The organism is Kineococcus sp. R86509, assembly GCF_042466365.1.
Taxonomy (GTDB): Bacteria; Actinomycetota; Actinomycetes; order Actinomycetales; family Kineococcaceae; genus Kineococcus.
On sequence record NZ_JAXHCE010000001.1, the window covers coordinates 138,423 to 157,347 of the forward strand.

At 67.2% G+C, this 18,925-nt stretch carries 17 protein-coding genes and 1 pseudogene; 15 read left to right on the top strand and 3 right to left on the bottom strand.

Annotation, left to right across the window (positions count from 1 at the left end):
* The first annotated feature begins 146 nt into the window (after positions 1 to 146).
* The 3 genes from SJY07_RS00675 to SJY07_RS00685 all read left to right on the top strand — a co-directional run bounded on the left by SJY07_RS00675 (position 147) and on the right by SJY07_RS00685 (position 3,985).
* A complete protein-coding gene (locus tag SJY07_RS00675) occupies positions 147 to 392 on the top strand; it encodes a hypothetical protein (RefSeq protein ID WP_328291565.1) in 246 nt (81 codons plus the stop codon).
* Positions 389 to 952 carry a hypothetical protein gene (locus SJY07_RS00680; RefSeq protein ID WP_328291566.1) on the top strand — a complete coding sequence of 188 codons (564 nt, stop codon included), beginning with the start codon at positions 389 to 391 and terminating at the stop codon, positions 950 to 952. Before SJY07_RS00675 ends, SJY07_RS00680 begins: the two co-directional genes overlap by 4 nt.
* Positions 953 to 1,489: 537 nt before the next feature.
* The gene (locus SJY07_RS00685) at positions 1,490 to 3,985 is read left to right on the top strand and encodes a hypothetical protein (RefSeq protein ID WP_380156292.1); all 2,496 of its coding nucleotides are present in this window, start codon (positions 1,490 to 1,492) and stop codon (positions 3,983 to 3,985) included.
* A gap of 23 nt (positions 3,986 to 4,008) precedes the next feature.
* Here the strand turns inward: SJY07_RS00685 and SJY07_RS00690 are convergent, their stop codons facing one another.
* The gene (locus SJY07_RS00690; RefSeq protein ID WP_380156293.1) at positions 4,009 to 4,251 is read right to left on the bottom strand and encodes a hypothetical protein; all 243 of its coding nucleotides are present in this window, start codon (positions 4,249 to 4,251) and stop codon (positions 4,009 to 4,011) included.
* Between the two features lie 418 nt (positions 4,252 to 4,669).
* On the opposite strand from SJY07_RS00690, the pseudogene SJY07_RS00695 reads away from it, so the two are divergent.
* The 7 genes and pseudogenes from SJY07_RS00695 to SJY07_RS00725 all read left to right on the top strand — a co-directional run.
* Positions 4,670 to 4,840, top strand: a pseudogene (locus SJY07_RS00695) (transposase); the annotation flags it as partial.
* A gap of 349 nt (positions 4,841 to 5,189) precedes the next feature.
* Entirely contained in the window at positions 5,190 to 5,852 is a 663-nt protein-coding gene (locus SJY07_RS00700) for a transposase (RefSeq protein ID WP_380156294.1), read from the top strand.
* Positions 5,853 to 6,709: 857 nt separating this feature from the next.
* Entirely contained in the window at positions 6,710 to 7,393 is a 684-nt protein-coding gene (locus SJY07_RS00705) for a hypothetical protein (RefSeq protein WP_380156295.1), read from the top strand.
* 106 nt (positions 7,394 to 7,499) lie between these two features.
* Entirely contained in the window at positions 7,500 to 7,745 is a 246-nt protein-coding gene (locus tag SJY07_RS00710) for a hypothetical protein (RefSeq protein ID WP_380156296.1), read from the top strand.
* A 219-nt stretch (positions 7,746 to 7,964) separates the two neighbouring features.
* Positions 7,965 to 8,717, top strand: a complete 753-nt coding sequence (locus tag SJY07_RS00715) for a hypothetical protein (protein WP_380156298.1) — start codon at positions 7,965 to 7,967, stop codon at positions 8,715 to 8,717.
* Between the two features lie 133 nt (positions 8,718 to 8,850).
* The gene (locus SJY07_RS00720) at positions 8,851 to 9,684 is read left to right on the top strand and encodes an aminoglycoside phosphotransferase family protein (protein WP_380156300.1); all 834 of its coding nucleotides are present in this window, start codon (positions 8,851 to 8,853) and stop codon (positions 9,682 to 9,684) included.
* A 742-nt stretch (positions 9,685 to 10,426) separates the two neighbouring features.
* On the top strand, positions 10,427 to 11,215 hold the full coding sequence (locus tag SJY07_RS00725) for a hypothetical protein (RefSeq protein WP_380156302.1): 789 nt from the start codon (positions 10,427 to 10,429) through the stop codon (positions 11,213 to 11,215).
* A 152-nt stretch (positions 11,216 to 11,367) separates the two neighbouring features.
* On the opposite strand, the gene SJY07_RS00730 is transcribed toward SJY07_RS00725, so the two are convergent.
* Positions 11,368 to 12,318 (bottom strand): hypothetical protein, encoded by a 951-nt coding sequence (locus SJY07_RS00730; RefSeq protein ID WP_380156304.1) that lies wholly within the window; start codon positions 12,316 to 12,318, stop codon positions 11,368 to 11,370.
* 556 nt (positions 12,319 to 12,874) lie between these two features.
* Between SJY07_RS00730 and SJY07_RS00735 the strand changes: the two genes are divergently transcribed.
* Genes SJY07_RS00735 through SJY07_RS00745 form a run of 3 tightly spaced genes read left to right on the top strand, consistent with a single transcriptional unit; the run spans position 12,875 to position 15,581 of the window.
* The gene (locus tag SJY07_RS00735) at positions 12,875 to 13,135 is read left to right on the top strand and encodes a hypothetical protein (protein ID WP_380156306.1); all 261 of its coding nucleotides are present in this window, start codon (positions 12,875 to 12,877) and stop codon (positions 13,133 to 13,135) included.
* Between the two features lie 41 nt (positions 13,136 to 13,176).
* Positions 13,177 to 14,235: an acyl-CoA thioester hydrolase/BAAT C-terminal domain-containing protein gene (locus SJY07_RS00740; RefSeq protein ID WP_380156308.1), complete on the top strand. Its 1,059-nt coding sequence runs from the start codon at positions 13,177 to 13,179 to the stop codon at positions 14,233 to 14,235.
* Positions 14,232 to 15,581 carry an MFS transporter gene (locus SJY07_RS00745; RefSeq protein WP_380156310.1) on the top strand — a complete coding sequence of 450 codons (1,350 nt, stop codon included), beginning with the start codon at positions 14,232 to 14,234 and terminating at the stop codon, positions 15,579 to 15,581. The genes SJY07_RS00740 and SJY07_RS00745 overlap by 4 nt, the downstream gene beginning before the upstream one ends.
* Positions 15,582 to 15,694: 113 nt before the next feature.
* On the opposite strand, the gene SJY07_RS00750 is transcribed toward SJY07_RS00745, so the two are convergent.
* Entirely contained in the window at positions 15,695 to 17,041 is a 1,347-nt protein-coding gene (locus SJY07_RS00750) for an MFS transporter (RefSeq protein ID WP_380156312.1), read from the bottom strand.
* A 100-nt stretch (positions 17,042 to 17,141) separates the two neighbouring features.
* Here SJY07_RS00750 and SJY07_RS00755 point away from each other — a divergent pair, with 100 nt between their 5' ends.
* Together SJY07_RS00755 and SJY07_RS00760 are read left to right on the top strand one after the other, a co-directional pair.
* Entirely contained in the window at positions 17,142 to 17,705 is a 564-nt protein-coding gene (locus SJY07_RS00755; protein WP_380156314.1) for an AAA family ATPase, read from the top strand.
* A gap of 16 nt (positions 17,706 to 17,721) precedes the next feature.
* Positions 17,722 to 18,303, top strand: a complete 582-nt coding sequence (locus SJY07_RS00760; RefSeq protein WP_380162070.1) for an AAA family ATPase — start codon at positions 17,722 to 17,724, stop codon at positions 18,301 to 18,303.
* Positions 18,304 to 18,925 lie beyond the last annotated feature (622 nt).

Consider the following 18,925-nt stretch of genomic DNA (forward strand, 5'->3'; position numbering starts at 1 on the left):
ATGGCAGGGCCGTTCGGCTAGTGAGCAGATCGTGAGCAGGGGTGGTGATGGGCATGGTGCACAAGGTGAGGGGCAAGACCCGCGGTGTGATCATCGTCCGGAACGGCGCTGTGGGCTCCGCCAAGGGTGTCATCACCTTGGTTGGGGTGAAGCCCTCCAAGCTGATCAGCGTCCGTGCCCACGACAAGCGTGTCCACCGCGCGCAGTCCGCCCTCACGCAGGCTCGGGCCAAGGACGAGGCGTTGCGTGCCGCCTACGCCGCAGGACCGGGCCGACGCCCCACCGCCGCCGAACGCGATCGGGCCAAGGCCCGTCTTATGGCCTTCCTCACCGACGACGCGGCTCAGGCCACGACGTCGGCTGCTGCGGCCCCAAGCGCCACGCAGGGGTGAGCGGGCCGCTGGCCTGGTCTACCGCCCCGTCCGGACGACCTCCTGGTGATGGAGCGCCCCACGACGGGGAAAATCAGGACCCGCTGCGGTGGGAGCTGCTGACCTCTGCCACCGCCGGTGCGCACACCGGTGCGCTGACGCGGTTCCGCTGCACTCGCCCTGGAGCTCTGGAATACGCCCGGCAAGTCGAACGCTTCATCCGTCTCACCCCGGTCAAAGACGGTGACGGCCTGCTCCTGGCGTACTTCGGTCCCGAACTGGCCGCGGTTGCCTGGTGGACCACCGGTGAAGACTGCTACACCAAGTTGCTCGCCTACGGCGTGCACCCGGCCTACCGCAACCGTCGGCGCACTGCTCACGAACTGCTGAGCCGGGTCATCGGCCACCGCCGCCAAGTGGCCGAGAACGCCCGCCCCCAGTGCCCCGGCTTCCTCATCCACGGCCTCGTACACCCCAATAACGCGTCGAGCTTCGCAGCCCTGGAGGCAGCGCAGTTCAGGCGCGCTGAGGACCCCGAAAACTCCGAGTTCATCGAGATGCAGTACAACGCCCAGTTGTAGGAGCCGCCGAGAACGCTACCGGTGAAGGTTAGGACGGGAAGTCCCACAGGTTGTCGCGGTTGCAGTTCCACGCCTACCACTCCACCAGCGGACGCTCCACCTGGGCGAGCACCGATCAGTCCTGCAGCGCCTTCTGCATCTGCACCTGCATTACGTCCTCGTTCAGCGGGAACGCCCCGAACAGCGCATCGCAGCTCGGTGCCCCCTTCCCGTTCCGTACGCCCACTCATCCGGTGATCAGCACCTGCCGCTTCCCCATCGCCAACGACGTGGAGGAGGTATCGCTTAGGGTCGTCGAGTCCGTCGCCGCCCGTCCACGTCACCGCGTAGTTCGCGGTCCTCCTCACCGTGTACGCCTTCCCGGCTGGTGCACCGACGTCTTCTCATACCGGTGCCCGCACGTCGGAGAGTCCCGATCCCCGTACGACTCCTGGTGGGCCTCGCCCCGGCGACGTGCACGCCAGCGTCGTCCCATCACTCCTGTCGTAGTCGATACGAGTCAACTGTGCCGTTGCCGTCACGCTCACCCCGCCCAGCGTGGCCGTCGCCGTGATCGGCTCCCACTGCTGCGCCGGGGTCCACAACCACACCGGCAAGCCGATGAGCCCGAACGCCCCCGACGCCAGCTTCGGCACCATCTGCGTGGCCGGTGGCTCGATCGACAACCGCGCCACCGCCAGCGCCGCGACCTCGGCCGGGTTGATCGCGTTCGGCGCCGCTCCCAGCACGGCCGGTACCCACGGCAAGCCCGTGAAGAAGTCCGTCCCATCCTCAGCGATCAAGCACGTGTACCTCGGCACCGTCGAGCACTCCCGCCGACTCACCGACTGCCCGAGGGATCGTGGGGCACCTTCGGCACCTGACGACCCAACACCGACTGCGTCTTCGACCCACCACCGCCACCACCCGATAGCCCACCCGACGGCGGCTTCTCCACCTGGACCGCGCGTTGTGTCGGAGGTCCGCGTCACACTCACTGCTGTGAGTGATGACGCCTCGGATCGGCCGGTGCCGGCAGCCTCCGACCTGTCCGCACCGGTGCAGGACGGCCTTGACGGGGACGTCGGTGTCCAGTCGAGCAGCCTTTGGCTGCAGCACGCTGAGCAGCCTCCGGCGTGTCCAGCGTGGGCCTACGACCTCATGGAGCTGCTGCAGCGTCACCGCAGCTACCGCTCCCCCGGCGCCTTGCCTCTTCACCTGCTGCTGGCTGAGCTAGACGGCTGGCTCTTGCTGGATCGCGCCAAGCCCTGGTCCGAGAAGGGGACTCATAAGCAACTCCAGGCCGAGGTTCACGCTACCCGCCTGAACCTGGGGCCGGCCGTAGCTGCCGCCCTGGGGTCTGACCTCGACACGTACTTCCACCGCGTCCCTCTACTACTGGCGCAGGATGCCCCTGACCGTGAAGAACGTGACCAGCTTGCGGAGCTGGGTCAGCATCTAGGAGTTCGGCTCGCCTCTGCGTTACTGGTCCGTGCTGCCTGGCAAGACCTCTTACGAGCCGCCGCCGCCCCCCAGCTTCAACCCGAGTCAGTCCACTCGGCCTTGACGGCCCTGCACGGACAGCTCACCAACGCCGGTCACGACGCCGACCGGCGACTTGCCACTGCCGCGGGTATCCTAGGCGGCACCACTTTCGCTCTTGATCAGGCCTTCGACACGCTGGGGTTGAAGCAGCCACGCCCAAAGTTTCGCCGTCACTCCTGGTTCGACTTGACGTGGCCCATGCGAGAAGAACTTGCCGCCCGCTGGCTCACCCACCCCGCCCCCCACGGACAGTGCGTAGTGTGGTTGGCGTACCGCGGCCAGCTTCACACGCCCATGCTGACCTCCTCTGCGAGCGCCGCGTTCTACCCCCTGCGCTGGGTCCTCGACAATGGACCGGCACTCGCAGCACAGACCACGACGACGCCAATCGTCAGGGAAACTTCGGGACGAAGCGACCAAAACGACATGCCGGTGCAGACAGCACACCTCACCGAACTTGACCAGTACGAAGACCTCGACGAGATCATCCCCTCCCCGGACACGCCGGCCTGCCTGGTCCGCGTCAGTCTCGGGACCCACTCCGTGGAGCAAGCGCTGACAGAAGGTCGCCAACGCGCCGACGACATCATTGCCGTCGCCGCCAGCGACGCCGACGTCCACGCATGGAAACCCCTAGGCTGGGAGCGACTACTCGTCGATGGCCATCGCTACTGGGCCCACCACTACGTACCACGAGACCAATTGCGAGAACGGCTCGACCTGGAAGGCGTTGCACCCCTACGGCTCCAGCATGCACTGACTGAAGATGCGTCCCGGTTCGGCGATACGTTAGCCGGTCATCGCCTCCCGCTGGAGCTACGCGAAGTACGGCGCTCGATGGACGAAGCGCGTCACGGCCGGCCTGCCACCGCCATCGTTGCCTACGGACGTGTCCTGGAGTTCGCGGCTGCTGCAGCCGGCGTGGGCGGCTACGCAAACTTGGAAGACGACCTCAAGCCCTCTTGGCAAAATAGCCAGTGGAACGCAGCACTTCTGAATGCCCTCAGCTACTGCCTGCATGACCGGTACTCGCGGGCACATGTTGACCCCCAGGTCGCTGCGGCCATCCGCACCTCGACCGAGACCAATGAAACTTACGACCTTAAGGCTGCCTGGACATATCGTCAGCAACTGTTGCAGGCAACTTCCAAGGACTCAAGATTCCGCCAGCTTGAGAAACTTCTGGACTCCATCGGCGACGCAGGCCAACACCTTGACCTACTAGATGCTTTCGGCGCGGAGTACGACGCAATGAAACCTCGACGACGCCGCGTACGCAACGCCCTGACCCACGGCAACCCTGCCCACCCCGACGTCATCGCCAGCGTCGTGCCCCACGCCACCTACCTCGCACAAGCCTCCCAATCTTTCATGCTCAACGCCTACCTCAAGAACACCACCGTCAGCGCGATAGTTTCCGCGAAAATTACCCAGAACCGTCAAGTCATCGACGGACTCAGGAACGGCCACAGCATGATTACCCAGTGGCCGGAGCAGACGTCACATTGAAATGGCCCGATGCGACCACCAGCTCAGCCCAGCCCCGCCAGCGCGACCCCAGCATGACCAGCAGCACCCGAGAGGACGTCCTGGGCCACGTCGGGCACCTCAACGAGATCCAAGCCCTCACCGGAGCAAGCCTGGTTGAAACCGGCGGCCACGGCGCCGCCCTCGCCACCCTGCCCCCAGACCTTCACGCCGAAGTCCCCGCCGCCCACCGCGAGGGCGAAGCCCTCACCGCGGCTCTGGACCGGGCGCGCCGACGCTGGCGCCACCTCGCCACCACCCTGCGCAGCGAAGGACTCACCGCCGCCCAGACCGCCAAGGCCCTGGCACCTTCCGCGCCGCCGTCGACAAGCTCGTCACCCACGCCGCCACCGACACCCCAACCACCGACCCCATGGCGCTCGCGGACGACCAGCAGCTTCCCCTGTTACCTTTTTGATTACCCCGTAAGGGGTGGCAGGCCACCACCGCCGGCATGACTGACTTCCCCTGTGCACTCATGATCTGGGGGTGTTGTCACCGGCGGCGGCGGACGCCGGTGATCGCTCATGGGGACCTGTCTGAATTTCATCGCTGAACGTAGCCGTGGCTGCGACGCGGGTGTCTCGGTCGGCCTGCCGTTGGATCAGGGACGACGAAGCCGAACTACGGGCGGTGTTCACCAAGCTCTAGCGCCACGGCCGGGTCCTCATCGTCATCGACCAACCCGCCTCGATCGGCGCTTTAGCGGTCGCCGTCGCGCGCTCAATGCACATCGACATCGCCTACCTACCCGGCCTGACGATGCGGCGACTCGCCGACCTGCACCCGGGTCAGGCCAAGACCGGCGCCCGCGACGCCTACGTCATTGCCCGTTGATCGACCACGCTGCCTTGTCTCACCCGCGGACGCTGCGACGGGTCAGGACCGATGACGAGACCTTGGCCGACGTGACTGTTCTGGCCGGCTACGTCGACGACCTGAACCAACAGACCACCCGCCTCACCAACCGGCTGCGAGACGCACTACTTCGTACCCATCCGGCTTTGGAACGACTGCTGAGCAGACACATCGACCCGACAATCAGCCGGGCGGGGTCGTCGACCTGCTCACCGCAGCCGGAACCCCCAAAGCGATCGCGACTCTGGGCGAGGACGGCATCGCCGAAGTCCTGCGGCCTCGTTCACCGCGGTTGGCCAAGACGCTACCGGCGAAGATCCTCAGCGTCTTGGCCGAGCAGACGGTCGTCGTCCCCGGCTCCGCAGCGTTCGACCGGATCATCACCGGCGTCGCCGCCCAACTATGCGACGTCCGCCTCGAACGCGACAAGCTCGCCGCAGAGCTCGAGGCTCGCCTGGAGGCCTACCTTCTCGCCGGGGTCCTGACCTTGATGCCTGGCGTCGGGTTCAGGACCGCCATCAAGATCCTCACCATCGTCGGTGACGGCTCCGCGTTCCCGACCGCCGCGCACCTGGCCTCCTACGCCGGGCTGGCACCGGTCACCCGAAGTTCAGGAACTTCGATCAAGGGAGAGAGCCACCCCCAACGCAGGCATCCCGCGTTGAAGAGCGCCCTGTTCTTGTCCGCGTTCGCCGCGTTGAAGGACCCGGACAGTCGGGCCTACTACGACCGCAAACGCGCCCATGGCCGCCGCCACAACGCCGCCTTGATCTGCTTGGCCCGTCGACGCGTCGACGTACTCGTCGCCATGCTCCGCGACAAGACCGGCTACCGGCCCATCCGGCCGCTGTCGCGGCCGGATGGGCCATCGCAGCTTGACGCGGGACATAGGGGCACCCCCACGCGCGAGGCCCGAGGCCCGACGGGGGTCGCGTCACGTATGAGCAACGGAACGTATCGACAGGTCGTCACCCGTGTACCAACTCGTTAGAGGCCGGGCCACAACCCGGTCAACCCCCCTGACACCAACGCCGCCGCTCCGGGCGGCACCACCACCACAACCACACTCACGAACGCAAAGCGCACGGTCGGGCCCCAGCCGGCCATCGACACTTTCGCAAGCACCGACCACAGTCCGGGCTTGTCGCGTCGGCCGTCACTGCCCTCCTCGGTCCGCTGGTTGCGGGGAGTGTTGCTACCGTTGCCCATGGTAACTCCTTGACTGGAGGAATGCTTGTCGTCTCAATCACAGATGAGGGCATTCCTGGGCCGACTGAAGGTCGCTCAGTTTGATGATGCTGAACGTCACCGCATCATGCGCCCCACTTCATCTAAAGCACAACCGCGCGGGCACACTTGCGCCTCGTATCGCGCAAAAAACCTGAGCCAAGGAATCTTAAATCTGCTCATATCGGTTGCAGCACAACCTTTTTAGTGAGGTTCTTGCAGTCAGGTAGGTGGCGGCGCGCACCCGCTTGCCTCTGCCTCAAAACTAAATCGCTGACAATCTCATACCGCCTGAGCGGCCCGTTCAAATTCCTGACAATCAGCAACATTGGACGCCACTTTTCTAATTTCCTGACGAGCCACGTGCTGCTACTGCTTGTGTCTAATTGCCTGACGAGAAGTACAACTGACAACAGTCGTCCAGATCACTGACACATCCCCTCGAAGCTAGGTGTCTGTCGAACATCCTGACGCGTTAGACCGCCAGGAGGCCCGGGTCTAAATTCCTGACACAACATCCGGCGAGCGACCAACGTCTAAGATCCTGACGGAGTCTTGGAGACTCATGGATCGTCTTGGTGATGCTTCATCGGCTCAGCAGGAGGGAGAGGAGCGGCAGGCATGTACGACACAATCGCGCTCCGCCAGTGGGTGGAATGTCTTCTCGGCTGGTACCCGGAGGCGACCGACTGGCGCGACGAGCCCGAAGCACAGAGCTGGATTGCGCAACAAATAGTTGATCAAGCAGTACGCAGCTCCGACAAGGCCCGTGAGCTGGAAGATCTTGTCATCCTGGATGACTTCGTCAAGCGATGTTTGACGCTGATCGTCGTCAATACTCGACGAGCAAACGAGATCGCCATCTACACGTGGCCACACGCGAACACTTGGCGCGACCAGCCTGACGACCGCGATCTCGACCTCACTGAAGTCAGAAAGATTAAAGCTACTTGGAGGTATATTGCTGGCGAGCTTGGAGTTTCAACCCAGACGGTAATTAATCGCTACTCGAAGTACGAAGGTAAACTTTTATGGGAGGAGGATGGTTATCGTTGGCATGTCCCTGAGTTGCCGTCAGTTACCCCAGAATACGCCATCGAACGTGAATTCCTTGATGCTTGGAACTCGTGGGCGTCGTATCTTCCCAAACTAGGTATCCGCACCGCAGCATATGCAGTCGACCATGTAGCAGAGGCCTTGTATTACGCGGTTCTACACCTCAGGAACAAGGACGAAACCTGGGACTCCATCGGCAAGCGGCTAGGAATCTCGCGGCAGCTAGCGCAGTACCGCTACACACGCTGAGGCCCCTGCCTAAGACCTGACCACGTGGGAGGCGCAGGAGCTGCTGGACTGGCTGCACGCCGCGGCCGAAGGACGCCTCGAGCCGACGGACGACCCCGGCTCAGACATGGTGGCGAGCACGCTGATGTTCATCGAGCCCAACCTGGCCTTCAGCGTGGCTACGGTGGAAGGTGAGCACACGCTGCTGCGCGTGCACCTGTCCCTGGAGGCGGTGGTCGGAAGACCCGGATGGACAGTGGAGCTCAGTCGCCGCATCTACGAGTACAGCATCCCGTTGCGGGTCGACCGGGCTCAGCTGCTCACGGCAGCGAAGCAGTGGAGCAGCGACATCGCGCCGTTCCCGCCTCGTTGACGACAGGGGAACCACCGTCGTGGGGCGAAATCGTCGGCTCTGGCTGACACCTCGCGCTTAGCCCGCGCTGCGCGACGTCGCGGCTCGGCCGCTGCCCTGGAGGTTGCAGACCCTCCGAACCTGTCGCCGTCCTCGCGCCGGCAACACCCGTCAGCTCCCCATGGATCCATCTGAAGAAACGCCACACGCCCTCATCACTCGTCCGGCACAGTCAAAGACGTGCCCCGCTGGTTCCTCCTCCTCTCCGCCCTCGCCGGCCTCAACTTCGCCGTCCCGGCCGGTCACGCTGCCCTGACCGGCGACCTGCGCCTGCTGGTGATCGGCGTCATCCTCACCGGGTTCTGCTGGTGGCCCCTCATCACCTGGCTGAGGTACCGCAACGCCACCACCGACTCCGACACCGACATCGACGCTGGCACCGCCACCGCTACCGACGGCACCGCCACCGACGGCACCGCGTCGGAGAACCTCCGAGCACGAGGACAGCGGCGCTGGATCGTGCCCGTACTCCTCCTGCTCCTCGTCGCCGTACTCGGCCTGGTCCACCACCCCTTCGACAGCCCCACCCCCTTGTGGGCGCTGACACTGGCCGCAGTGACAATCTGGCAGCTGCGCAGCGGAGGCGACCAGATCGACTTCACCGACAAAGCCCTCATCGCACGCTTCCGCAACGGCCAGGAAAAGCACTACCCCTGGTCAGACGTATTGGAACTGTCGTGGTCCTCCCCGCACTGGGCCAACACCGGTTCAGGTCCGGTGGCCCGGGTCCGCGGAAGCGCGTACGACACCCCCGGACCGACCAGCCCAGCCCAGCTGGGCGCCGTCCTTCTCGCCGGACACGACAACCGCCTCTGGGGACGCCAGCAGGTCCGCAGGGCTGCGGCCGCCCACGGCATCCCCTTCACCGACGACCTCATCACCGCCATCAACTCCGGGCGACGAAAAGCCCGGCTGCCCGGAGAGGCCTCCTGAACAAGAACCACCAGGACGCTCACCACCTTGCGGTGGACGTCGCGGTCATCCCGCGCCCAAGCCGTACAGGAAGTCGCCATGCAGAAAGTCACTGGCGTTCATCCTCCCCGACCGAGAAACTGAACCGGTGGTGATGACCTCAACAGACGCCGCAACCCTGGCCTCAGAGGTCTTGGACAAAGCCGTCCCCGCGCGCCCCATCAGCAGCGGCGGAGACCACCGCTCCTGGTGGATCGGTAAACACCACGTCCTGCGCTGGACCCCCGACCCCAGCACCAGCCAGCGACTGCAACGCGAGATCGCCCTACGCCGATGGCTACCCCAGCACCTGCACGCTCCGGTACCCACCGCTGTCGCCGACGGAACCTGGCACGGCCACCGGTGGGTGCTGGACGAACGGCTACCCGGTCACGATCTGGACGAAGGCCCCTTCACCGCCCGAACCCACACCGACCTCGTACAGCTGCTGTCCGACCTCGCTCACTGCGCGGTCACCGACGTCACCGCCATGGGAGTGCCGACGCGGTCGCTGCCTGACCTCCCCCAGCTCCTTGAGGCGGGACTGGCCGCTCACCGGGCCCTCGGCATCGAACGCCCCCTCACACCACCGGCCACGACCGACGTCAGCGGCCACGGAGGCAAACACGCGCCGGTCCTGGTACACGCCGACGTCAAGAGCGAGCACCTGCTAGTCGACGCCACCGGCCAGCTCAGCGGTGTTCTGGACTGGTCCGACGCAGCGGTGGGCGAGGTCAGCCTCGACGTCGAAGGGCTGGTCATCACGGTCGGGGCGCAGAAGGCAACCCAGATCGCCCACCAAGCTGACATCCCGGCTACCGCCCTCAAGCGTGGCGTCCTCCTCGCACGCTGTCACACGGCGATGCGATTGGACGCGCTGCTGAACCGGGCAGAGCCGTCAGGTCCCGAACTGCTTCTACGTCGCCAGCACGACCTCGCCTGGAACTGACCAGCAACTTGCAGCGAGACTTCACGGTCATCCCGCGGTGCGCGGGCGGTCGAGCCACCCACAGTCGGACAGGACCAGATGCACCGTGTCCTCCAGCGTCGAGTCCGGGCCGATGACCCGCTCAGCACACCGTGCAGGGGGTCTTGGTCTCGCCACCACGAGCGCATCTCCGCTTCGCCGAACTCCTGGGCGGTCGCACCCTTGGTGACGTGGCGGCGAACCGTCTTTTCGAAAGGAAAGTCGTAGCGATAGCAACAGGTCACGCCCACGTGATCATCGAGGAGTCGGCGCAGCACGTCGCCGTAGATCTCCTCGTGCAGGATGCCCTCGATGACTACGTGCAGCCCGTGGTCGAGGGCGAAGCGCGCTGAGAGGTCGAGGTAGGCCACCGACAGGGCCCCTGGCCGATCAGGAACGTGCAGAATCTGTCGGCGCAGGACGTCGTGCCCGAGGATCGCCACCCCGCGGGGCCGGGCGGCGCGGATAGCTGCGGCCAGCGCAGACTTGCCACTGCCGGAGTTGCCGCGGACGACCACCAGTGGCGTGGCCTCGTTGCCGATTCGAGTCGCTGCCATGACAACGCATCCTTCTGGTGCCCGGGCGTGCGCGGCCACCCCGGCCTCGGCGATGGACGAGTGCACGGTCACCCCGCATTGTGCACGAAATGCCTGTGCTCACATCGACAGCGGTATGCCAGCCTCTACGAACTCCCGCCGTCGGCTGGAGCAGCCAGGAGGGACGCATGGACCTGCAACTGCCAGACCACCTCACCGATGACCACCGACAGCTCATCGTCGATCTCGCCGAGCGAAACCTGGCCGAACACGGTGACGGCCTGCTCGGTCTCGTCCTCTCCGGCTCTGCGGGGCGAGCCGCGGCCACTGAACACTCCGACCTCGACGTGTACGTCGTACTCAGCGACGACGCGGCCAAGCACCGCTCGGCCACCCGCTCCACCACCGTCGACGAACTGCCGCTGTCCTTGACCGAACTCGAACGGGCGCCTGCCTTCGGATCAGGAGGCTGGTGGTTCCGCTGGTCCTTCGCCTGGGTTCCCACGCTGCTGGACCGCACCGGCGGGCGCATCCCCGCCGCTTTGCACCGCCAGGCCACCTTGACCCCTGAGGAAGTCGAGGCGGTCGTGATCGAGCACAGTCGCCTCGACGGCTGGCTCAACTACGCCTACCGGGCGCTGAAGTCCGATCGTGACGGGAACCGGCTGGAATGCCGTCTGGACGGCGCGGAGTCGATGCCGTGGCTGCTCGACCTCATCTTTGCCCTCGCCGGACGGGTGCGGCCGTATCACAAGTACCTGCCGTGGGAGCTGCGTGAACACCCGCTGCCGGACTGGCCCGCAGATGTTCTGCTGCCGCTGCTGCAACGCACCCTCGACGGTGATCCCACCGCACTGCGGGACACCTTCGCCCGCGTCGAAACCGGGTGCGCGGCCTATGACGCAGCCAGAGGCCATGACCGCACGAAGGAGATCATCGATGACTGGGGCGAGGGGCTCCTGCTGTTTCAGTCCTGACCGCCAGCCCGCTGGAGCGACTGGAGTTCACGTCATCCCGCCTTCAGTGAAGGTCGCCGACCGAGGATGAGCATCGCGTCGGCCTGGGCGAACCTGACGGCTGAGTACGACTAGCCCACTGCCGGCGAGGCCTGAGCGGTGGATATCCCACCTCAACCCGTGGGTAAGCGCAGGACACTGCCCAAGCGCACGACACCGGCCCCGTACTGCTCGTCAAGACGACGCTGATCGCCTTCACGAGCCAGCAGAGCCGTGGCGGTGACCTGCCCGGCCAACTGATCCAGCTGGAGGTCGAGCAGCGGCAGCAGCGCCTCGGGCCCGTCGAGAGCATCTCGCACAGAGGTCAGCTCCGCGGCGGAGTGCGCGGCGGCGCTGACGCACAACGCGCCGCCCCAGACCGCCCGCACCGCGGACTCCATCTCAGCGAGGTCCCCGGTGGTCGAGACGTTCAAGACGTAGCGCAACGGGTCGTTCGCGGTTTCACTTCCGGCCCCCAGCTCCTCCGGGGTCACAGTAGGCTGGTCGATCCACAGCAGGCCGTACCCCGAGACGGCCTCGGCCCGCACCGACGCGGCCTGCAGCGCCTCCTCGGTGGTCCGCGCCGGGTCCAGCGGTTGCCACCCGCCCACCGGTTCTGGGCAAGGACTGGTGAAGGACGGCTCCGGTCCCCGCGTTTGATCCTCCAGGTCCGCCGGGCTGGCGGGGCGGGCGGGTGCGGTGAGCCGGATCGCGTCGCCCTGCGGCGTCCCGGTGATGACGAAAGAGCCGTACCGGCTCTGCAGCACAGACTCGTAGGAGCCCGCGGGCAGGGACGCGAAGTCCCAGCCCATCAGGTCCGGACCTCCGCACTGCGGCGGTAGCGACATCGCGATACCGCCCACGCATAGCTGCGGGCCGTGGCTCTCGTCCTGCAGAACAAACCCGGTGGCCTCGAAGGGCCCCGGGTGCTCGTCGGGGACGAGGTCGGGTCGTGCGACGTCGGACGTCCCCGGAGCGGGCCGACCGCTGGGTGATGGATCGCCAGGCGCCGAGGCCTGCTGCCCGCACGCGCTGACAAGGAGAACGGCCACCAGTCCCGTCCAGGCGAGGAGACGCGAGGTCATGATGGTTCGACGTAGCCGGTCCGCGGCCCGTTCCCCACCAACATCATGAGACCGCCCGGTGAGCTGAGACTTCACAGTCATCCGCGGTGTGAGCGCTGTCGCCCCGGGGTTGGCGAAGACCGGATCTGCCGAGTTGCAGATGATTGCTACCCAGCGATCAATCCGCTTCCAGCAGTCCAGGCGCCTCACGATCATGGGGTCATGGCCAGCCTCGACCCCGATGCACCCACCGACAGGGATGGCAGGTGGTCTACCACCAGGGCACACCGGTGACCTGACCTGGACGTTGGGATGAGCCGGAGGCTGGCGAACCAGGACGCTCCGTCATGCGGTTCTGCCCGCGACAACGTGGTGCGGCGCACGGTTATCTCGCAGATGGTGCGGTGCGAGACGTCAGGATGGCGCCGCGAAGCGAGGACACCTGCACCACCTCGAGCTGTGGCGAGACGACGCCACCGCCCTCCAAGGACCCTGGCCCTGGCTGCTGCAGCGCCTCGGCTACTCCCGCACGGATACCTGGGCCACCGGCTGCACCTGGTCCCTGGAGGAGGCGTACGTGGTGCTGGAGTCCGGAACCGACCACGTCCGCGGCCACACCGACCGGCTGCGCAGCGGCATGAACCACCTCGCCCTGTGGGCCGGCAGCAGAGCCGACGTCGACGCCATCACCCGCGAGGCACCCCAACACGGATGGCGGCTGCTGTTCGCTGACCTGCACCCGCACGCCGGCGGGCCCCAGCACTACGCGGCCTTCCTCGAAGACGACGCCGGCTTCGAGGTTGAGCTCGTGGCCGAGGAGCCCGAATCACTGGCCTGACAACTTCACGGTCATCCCGTGGTGCGCGAGAGGCTCACAACATGGAGTACGCCCTGACCAACCCCACCGGGATCCTGGCGCTGCCCACTACTCAGCCCCGCTGCGCAGTCCTGGTCCTGTCCGGCTCCAGCGGCCGCGTCGAAACCGACAGGGTGCGCCTACTCGCCAGCCACGGCGCTGCGGCCCTCTCCCTTCGCTGGTTCGGCGACCAATCCAGCGACACCGCTCAACCACCAGGTATCTGCGAGATCCTGCTGGAGACCTTCACCCCCGCCCTGGAACAACTGGCCGGCTACAGCGACCACCTCGCCGTCATCGGCGCCTCCAAAGGCGCCGAGGCCGCCCTGCTCCTAGCCGCCCACGACGCCCGCATCCGCACCGTCGTCGCCCTCTCGCCCTCCTCAGTGGTCTGGGCCAACGTGGGTCCCGGCCTGGACGGGCGTGAGTTCCCGCCCCGCTCCTCCTGGACCCGCGCCGGCACCCCGTTGCCGTTCGTGCCCTACGATCAGGCCTGGCACGACACCCGGACCCAAGCAGCAACCACCACGCAAGGGGCGGGCCCGCCGCTCTTCCGGACGCTGTACGAGCAGAGCCTGACCACCTTCGCCGACCACGTCCCCGCCGCGACCATCCCCGTCGAATCCATCCGCGGTGAAGTCCTGCTCAGCGCCGGCGGCGATGACCAGGTCTGGCCCTCCGACGTCTTCGCCCGCGACATCCTCACCCGCCGTGACGCCGTCGGTCTGACCACCACCTACGTCACCCTCCCGGCAGCAGGTCACCGCCTACAACTGCCCGGGGAACCCGCCCCGGGCGGTGGCGCCACGATGGCCCGAGGCGGATCCCCCGCAGCCGATCGAGAACTCGGCGAAGCGTTGTGGGCGCGACTCTGCACCGCTCTACGGCTGAGCGGAGGTACGAAACGGCTTACCGGTCATCCCGCGTTGTGCGCGCTATCGCTGACGCCTGGCGACTTCACTCATCTGGCGATGTCCGGATGCAAGCTGAGCACGACGATCACCCGCATATTGACGATGACCGTGCGACCGAAGCGGCCGACACGTAGGCCCGAAATGAGGTGCCGTAGGTACAGCGCATGATCCACGATGCCTCGTGTGATCGCTCGCATTGCCACCCAGCTGCAACGAACCTCAGCGAGCCCAGCGGACGCCGCAGCGCCCTGGATCACCTGCTACCGGCACCTCAACTCGTGAGCCCCGAGAGCCAGCGAGGACGAGCTCTACTGACCCGGCCCTTCACCACCCTGGCCGGCTCGGTAGTCCTCCTCGGTCTGGCCGACTCCATCGTCGGCAGCTACTACGTCCTCTTCCTCAACGACCACGCCCACCTGTCGGCCACCCAGATCGGCGTGCTCTTCTCCCTACCCGCCCTCGGCGGCATCGCCTTCACCCTCTGGAGCGGGCGGCGCTTCGACCGCCGCCCCACCCGCACCTGGGCACTACTGGCCACCGCCTCCAGCGCGGTGGGTTACGCCCTGCTCACCACCACTACGTCCTTTGCGTGGCTGCTGCTGATCTCCATGACCCTGCTCGCCCTCTACCAGGCCATCTACCCCCAGCTGTTCTCCATGGCCCCAACCGTTCTGGGCGCCGGTGCTCTCGGGCAGCGGGCCGTGCCGCTGCTGCGCTCCAGTTGGTCGTTGGCCTGGGCGCTGGGCCCGCTGATCGCCGGTCTGCTGCTGGTTCCCTGGATCGGGTTCCTCGGCGTGCTGTGGGTCACCGTGGGTCTGCTGATTTTGACCTTGCTGACCACCGCTGTGGTGCCCTCACCAGGTTCTGCACCCGGGCAAACACCTGCCCCTGACGTTGCCCCGGGCACCACCCCCACCGCAACCGCCACCGCCCAGCCAAGGGGTGTACCGCACACCGGACTGGTCCTGCTGACCGTCAGCGTCGTCTTGTTCTTCCTGGCCATGTTCGCCGGTGGTCTGGCCCTGCCGCTTTACGTTACTCACGGCCTCGGCCTGCCCGACGCAGTGGTGGGCACGTTGTTCGCCCTGTGCGCGGTGGTGGAAGTCCTCGCGGCCCTGGCCGTGGTGGCGCTACCGCCGCGGCTGAGCCAGCGCGGGCTGCTGGTGGGCGCGATGTTCGCCCTCGCACTGCACTTCGCGCTCACCGCAGCGGCCGATGGCGTGGTGCTGCTCCTCATCGCCCAGGTGCCCCGCGGGGTGGCGATCACGGTTCTGACCACGGCGGGGATGCGTTTCTTCCAGGAGATTCTGGCCCCGGCTACCGGCTTCGCCACGACACTGTTCTCCGCCTCTGCCGACGCCGGGTTCCTGCTCTCCGGCGTCGTGGGTGGGATCGCCGTCGACGTGCTGGGGTACCGGCCGGCTCTGATCGGCTGCGGGGTCACCGCCGTCCTGGCAGGCGGTGTTTTCCTTGGCTCGAAGGTCACCGCGCCACAAGCCGATGCCGGTCTGTAAGGGCTTCTAGTTCACGGTCATCCCGTCGTCCGTGCGTGATCGGAGTCGCCCCTGACCCCTGGTCCTGTCCAGGCGGGCGGGAAGCCGGGTGTCCTCGCCGTCGGTCGCGGGCATCACAAGACGTCCGTCACCGTGTACTCGTCGTCCAACCGTGCACTGCGCAGCCTCGAGGCCGTCATGACGGCGGCCGTGGCGATCACCGCGCCGGCAGCGACGAGCAGGGCCACCTGGTATCCCGCCGCGTCACCGAGCAGACCACCCAGCGGGGCGGCGATCACCACCGCCGCACGGTTGAACGAGCGCATCGTGACGTTCATGCGGCCCTGCAACCGGTCCGGGGTCACCGTCTGGCGATAGCTCATCTCGTTCGTATTCGACGCGCCCATGCACAACCCCAGGAACAGTTGCCCGCCAGCGAAGACCACCCACGCCGTCCCGCCGCCCCACGGCCCGCCACCGCCGTCGGCCGGCACCGCTGAGGGAGCGATCGCCATCACCGCCCACGCCAGCCCGGTCCCGGCCTGGGTGGCGATGATGACCCGCCCGGCACCCCAACGTCGGCCGAGGCGGACCGCGACCGTCGCCCCCGCCAGCGCGCCCAAGCCGGCAGCCGTGAGGGCGAGCCCGAGGGTGGCCTTGCTCAGACCGAGGTCGCGCAGCGCCAGCGGTACCAGTACCGCCCCAGCCACGGCTGAGCCCGCGAACCATAGGTGCGTGGAGATCGCGAACGGCCGAAGGGTCGGGTGTCGATAGACCCACCGCAACCCCTCGACGACGTCGGCCCCCACGCCGCGCAGCGCGTTCCTCGGGCCACGGCCGGCGGCGCCGTCCCGCGGCAGATCCGGCCTGGTGGTGACCGGTTCGGTGAGGCGGATGCTCGCCACCAGCACCGCCGACGCGAGGTAGCTCACCGCGTCGAGGAGGACTGCCAGCGGCGCCCCCAGCACGGAGATCACTACACCGGCCACGGCGGGGCCGCTGCCCTGGGCGACGGCGTCGGCCTGGTCGATGCGCGCGTGAGCGGCGCCCAACAGTGACCGGGGCACGACTCGAGGGAGAAACGACTGCGACGCGGCGTCGCCGACGAGGGTCGCCGTCCCGAAGACGGCCATGGCGGCCAGGACCCAGCCCAGGTGCAGGTGACCGGTCAACGCCAGCACGGGGATGGCGGCCAGGACCAGGGCGCAGGCGAGGTCGGTGGCGACCATGAGCGGGCGACGTCGTACTCGGTCCACGAGGACCCCGACCAGCAGGCCGAAGAGGAGGTAGGGCAGCCACCGGGCGGCGTTGACCAGGCCCACGTCAGCGGCGCTGCCGTTGAGGGTTTCCACGACGACGACCGGGATGGCCAGGGCGGTGATGTAGCTACCGAAAGCCGACGTCACACCAGCCGACCACAGCCGCCCGTACCCGCGACATTCACGCAGCGACTGCGCCCGCGGGGTCCCGGAACCGCTCATCCACGCTGTCTACCAGGACACCGACCGACACCGGCGGATCACCGCGCCGACTACCGGTCATCCCGCGGACAGTGCTCGGCCAGCCGCTACCGTCGCGCCGGTGCGGACCTCCACCTCATCGCCAGCGGCCCTGCTGATCACCGGCACCGTCGGATCGGGCAAGACCACTACCGCCAGATACATCGGTGCGCTGCTGCGCCAGGGCGCGACCCCTCACGCCGTCATCGACCTCGACGCGCTGCGCGACGCCTGGCCCAGCCCCGAGGCCGACCCCTTCCACGAGCAGCTGATGCTGGCCAACCTGCGCGACGTGGCCCGCAACCACCTCGCCGCCGGTGCGCTCCGCCTGGTCTTGGCCGGGGTGCTCGAAGATTCCGCTCAACAGCCCCTGTACGAGCAAGCCGCCGGGGTGCCACTGACGGTGTGCCGTCTGCGCGTGGACCTCAGCGATGTCGAAGGCCGCCTGCGTCAGCGACACCACGATGACCGCGAAGCCTTGGACTGGCACCTGCACCGCAGCGGGGAACTGGACGCCATCCTCAACGCAGTCGGCATCGGTGACCTCGAGGTGCCAGTGGCAGCGGGGCAGGCCCCCTCCGAGGTGGCGCAGGCAGTGATCCGCGCCGTCGGCTGGAACGCCGACGCCACGCCCCCGGTTGGCTAGCGTCGACACCGTGGCACTGCTCGGCCCCACCGACGCCCTACCCCACCGCCCCCTACGGATCCTCGTCGCCGGCCCCTCCGGATCCGGCAAGACGACCCTGGCCGCGCGCATCGCCGAGGTCCTGGACGTACCCCACGTGGAGCTGGACTCCCTCTTCCACGGACCGGGCTGGACACCGCGGCCCTCCTTCGAGGAAGACGTGCACCGCTTCAGCGCCGGCCCCGCCTGGGTCACCGAGTGGCAATACGGCTCCGTGCGCGACCACCTGCTCGAGCGGGCTGACCTCCTGGTCTGGCTGGACCTGCCCAAGACCGTGGTCATGCACCAGGTCACCCGCCGCACCGTGGTGCGCCGGCTGCGGCGCCAGGTGCTGTGGAACGGCAACGTCGAGCCACCACTGCGGACCTTCTTCAGCGACCCGAACCACATCGTGCGCTGGGCATGGAAGACCCACCGCACCAACGCAGCCCGCGTCAGCGTCCTGGCTCGGCAGCAGTCCGGCGTTCCTGTCGTCCGCCTGCGCAGCCACACCGAGGCGCACCACTGGCTGCAGGGACCGCTGCGTACCTCGCCGTCGCCTGGGACGGATCTCACCTAGCGTCTCGACTACAGACCGCTGCCCGTCCGTGGAACCTCACGGTCATCCCGCGTGGTGCGGCACCGCGATCGCGGTCAATCACGCCGGCGCCGAAACCTGACCTTCTGCCCCCACCGTGCTGCGTATGGCGACAGAACAGCGATCACGGTGATCAGGACAACAAGAGACACGGCAGTGCCACCATCCACCCAACCGAGCCACCAGCCCACGCAGGCGACCACAGCGCCACCCACGGCGGTCGCCACCCCTGACCGGACGGCTTCTCGACGCGATGGGACTCGCGAGGACGCCTCGGCAGGGCGTGCCAGGTCCAGGTAGATCAGGGCGCGAGCTAGACGACCACGAGGCTGTGACACGTCGGCACTCTAGGGATCGACCAGACGTCAGCGGATCCAATCTCAGCGACCCCACCCGAACGCGCTCATGACGCTCGCCACGACGTCACGGTCATCCCGCGTTGTGCGCCATCATTTTGCCGTGCAGGACATCTCGCAGAGACGCAGGCGACTCATCTTGGGTGCCACCTTCGCAGTCATCGGTCTCGGCACGTTCGGCGGCGGTCTGATCGCAGGGCTGGCCGGCGAGAGGTGGACTTGGTCACCCGTCACGCGCGGTCTGGTGT

Coding starts and splice junctions, on each gene's coding strand:
- SJY07_RS00705 (WP_380156295.1), top strand. CDS start 6,710: ATGTACGACACAATCGCGCTCCGCCAGTGGGTGGAATGTCTTCTCGGC.
- SJY07_RS00710 (WP_380156296.1), top strand. CDS start 7,500: ATGGTGGCGAGCACGCTGATGTTCATCGAGCCCAACCTGGCCTTCAGC.
- SJY07_RS00720 (WP_380156300.1), top strand. CDS start 8,851: ATGACCTCAACAGACGCCGCAACCCTGGCCTCAGAGGTCTTGGACAAA.
- SJY07_RS00725 (WP_380156302.1), top strand. CDS start 10,427: ATGGACCTGCAACTGCCAGACCACCTCACCGATGACCACCGACAGCTC.
- SJY07_RS00730 (WP_380156304.1), bottom strand. CDS start 12,318: ATGACCTCGCGTCTCCTCGCCTGGACGGGACTGGTGGCCGTTCTCCTT.
- SJY07_RS00740 (WP_380156308.1), top strand. CDS start 13,177: ATGGAGTACGCCCTGACCAACCCCACCGGGATCCTGGCGCTGCCCACT.
- SJY07_RS00745 (WP_380156310.1), top strand. CDS start 14,232: ATGATCCACGATGCCTCGTGTGATCGCTCGCATTGCCACCCAGCTGCA.
- SJY07_RS00750 (WP_380156312.1), bottom strand. CDS start 17,041: ATGAGCGGTTCCGGGACCCCGCGGGCGCAGTCGCTGCGTGAATGTCGC.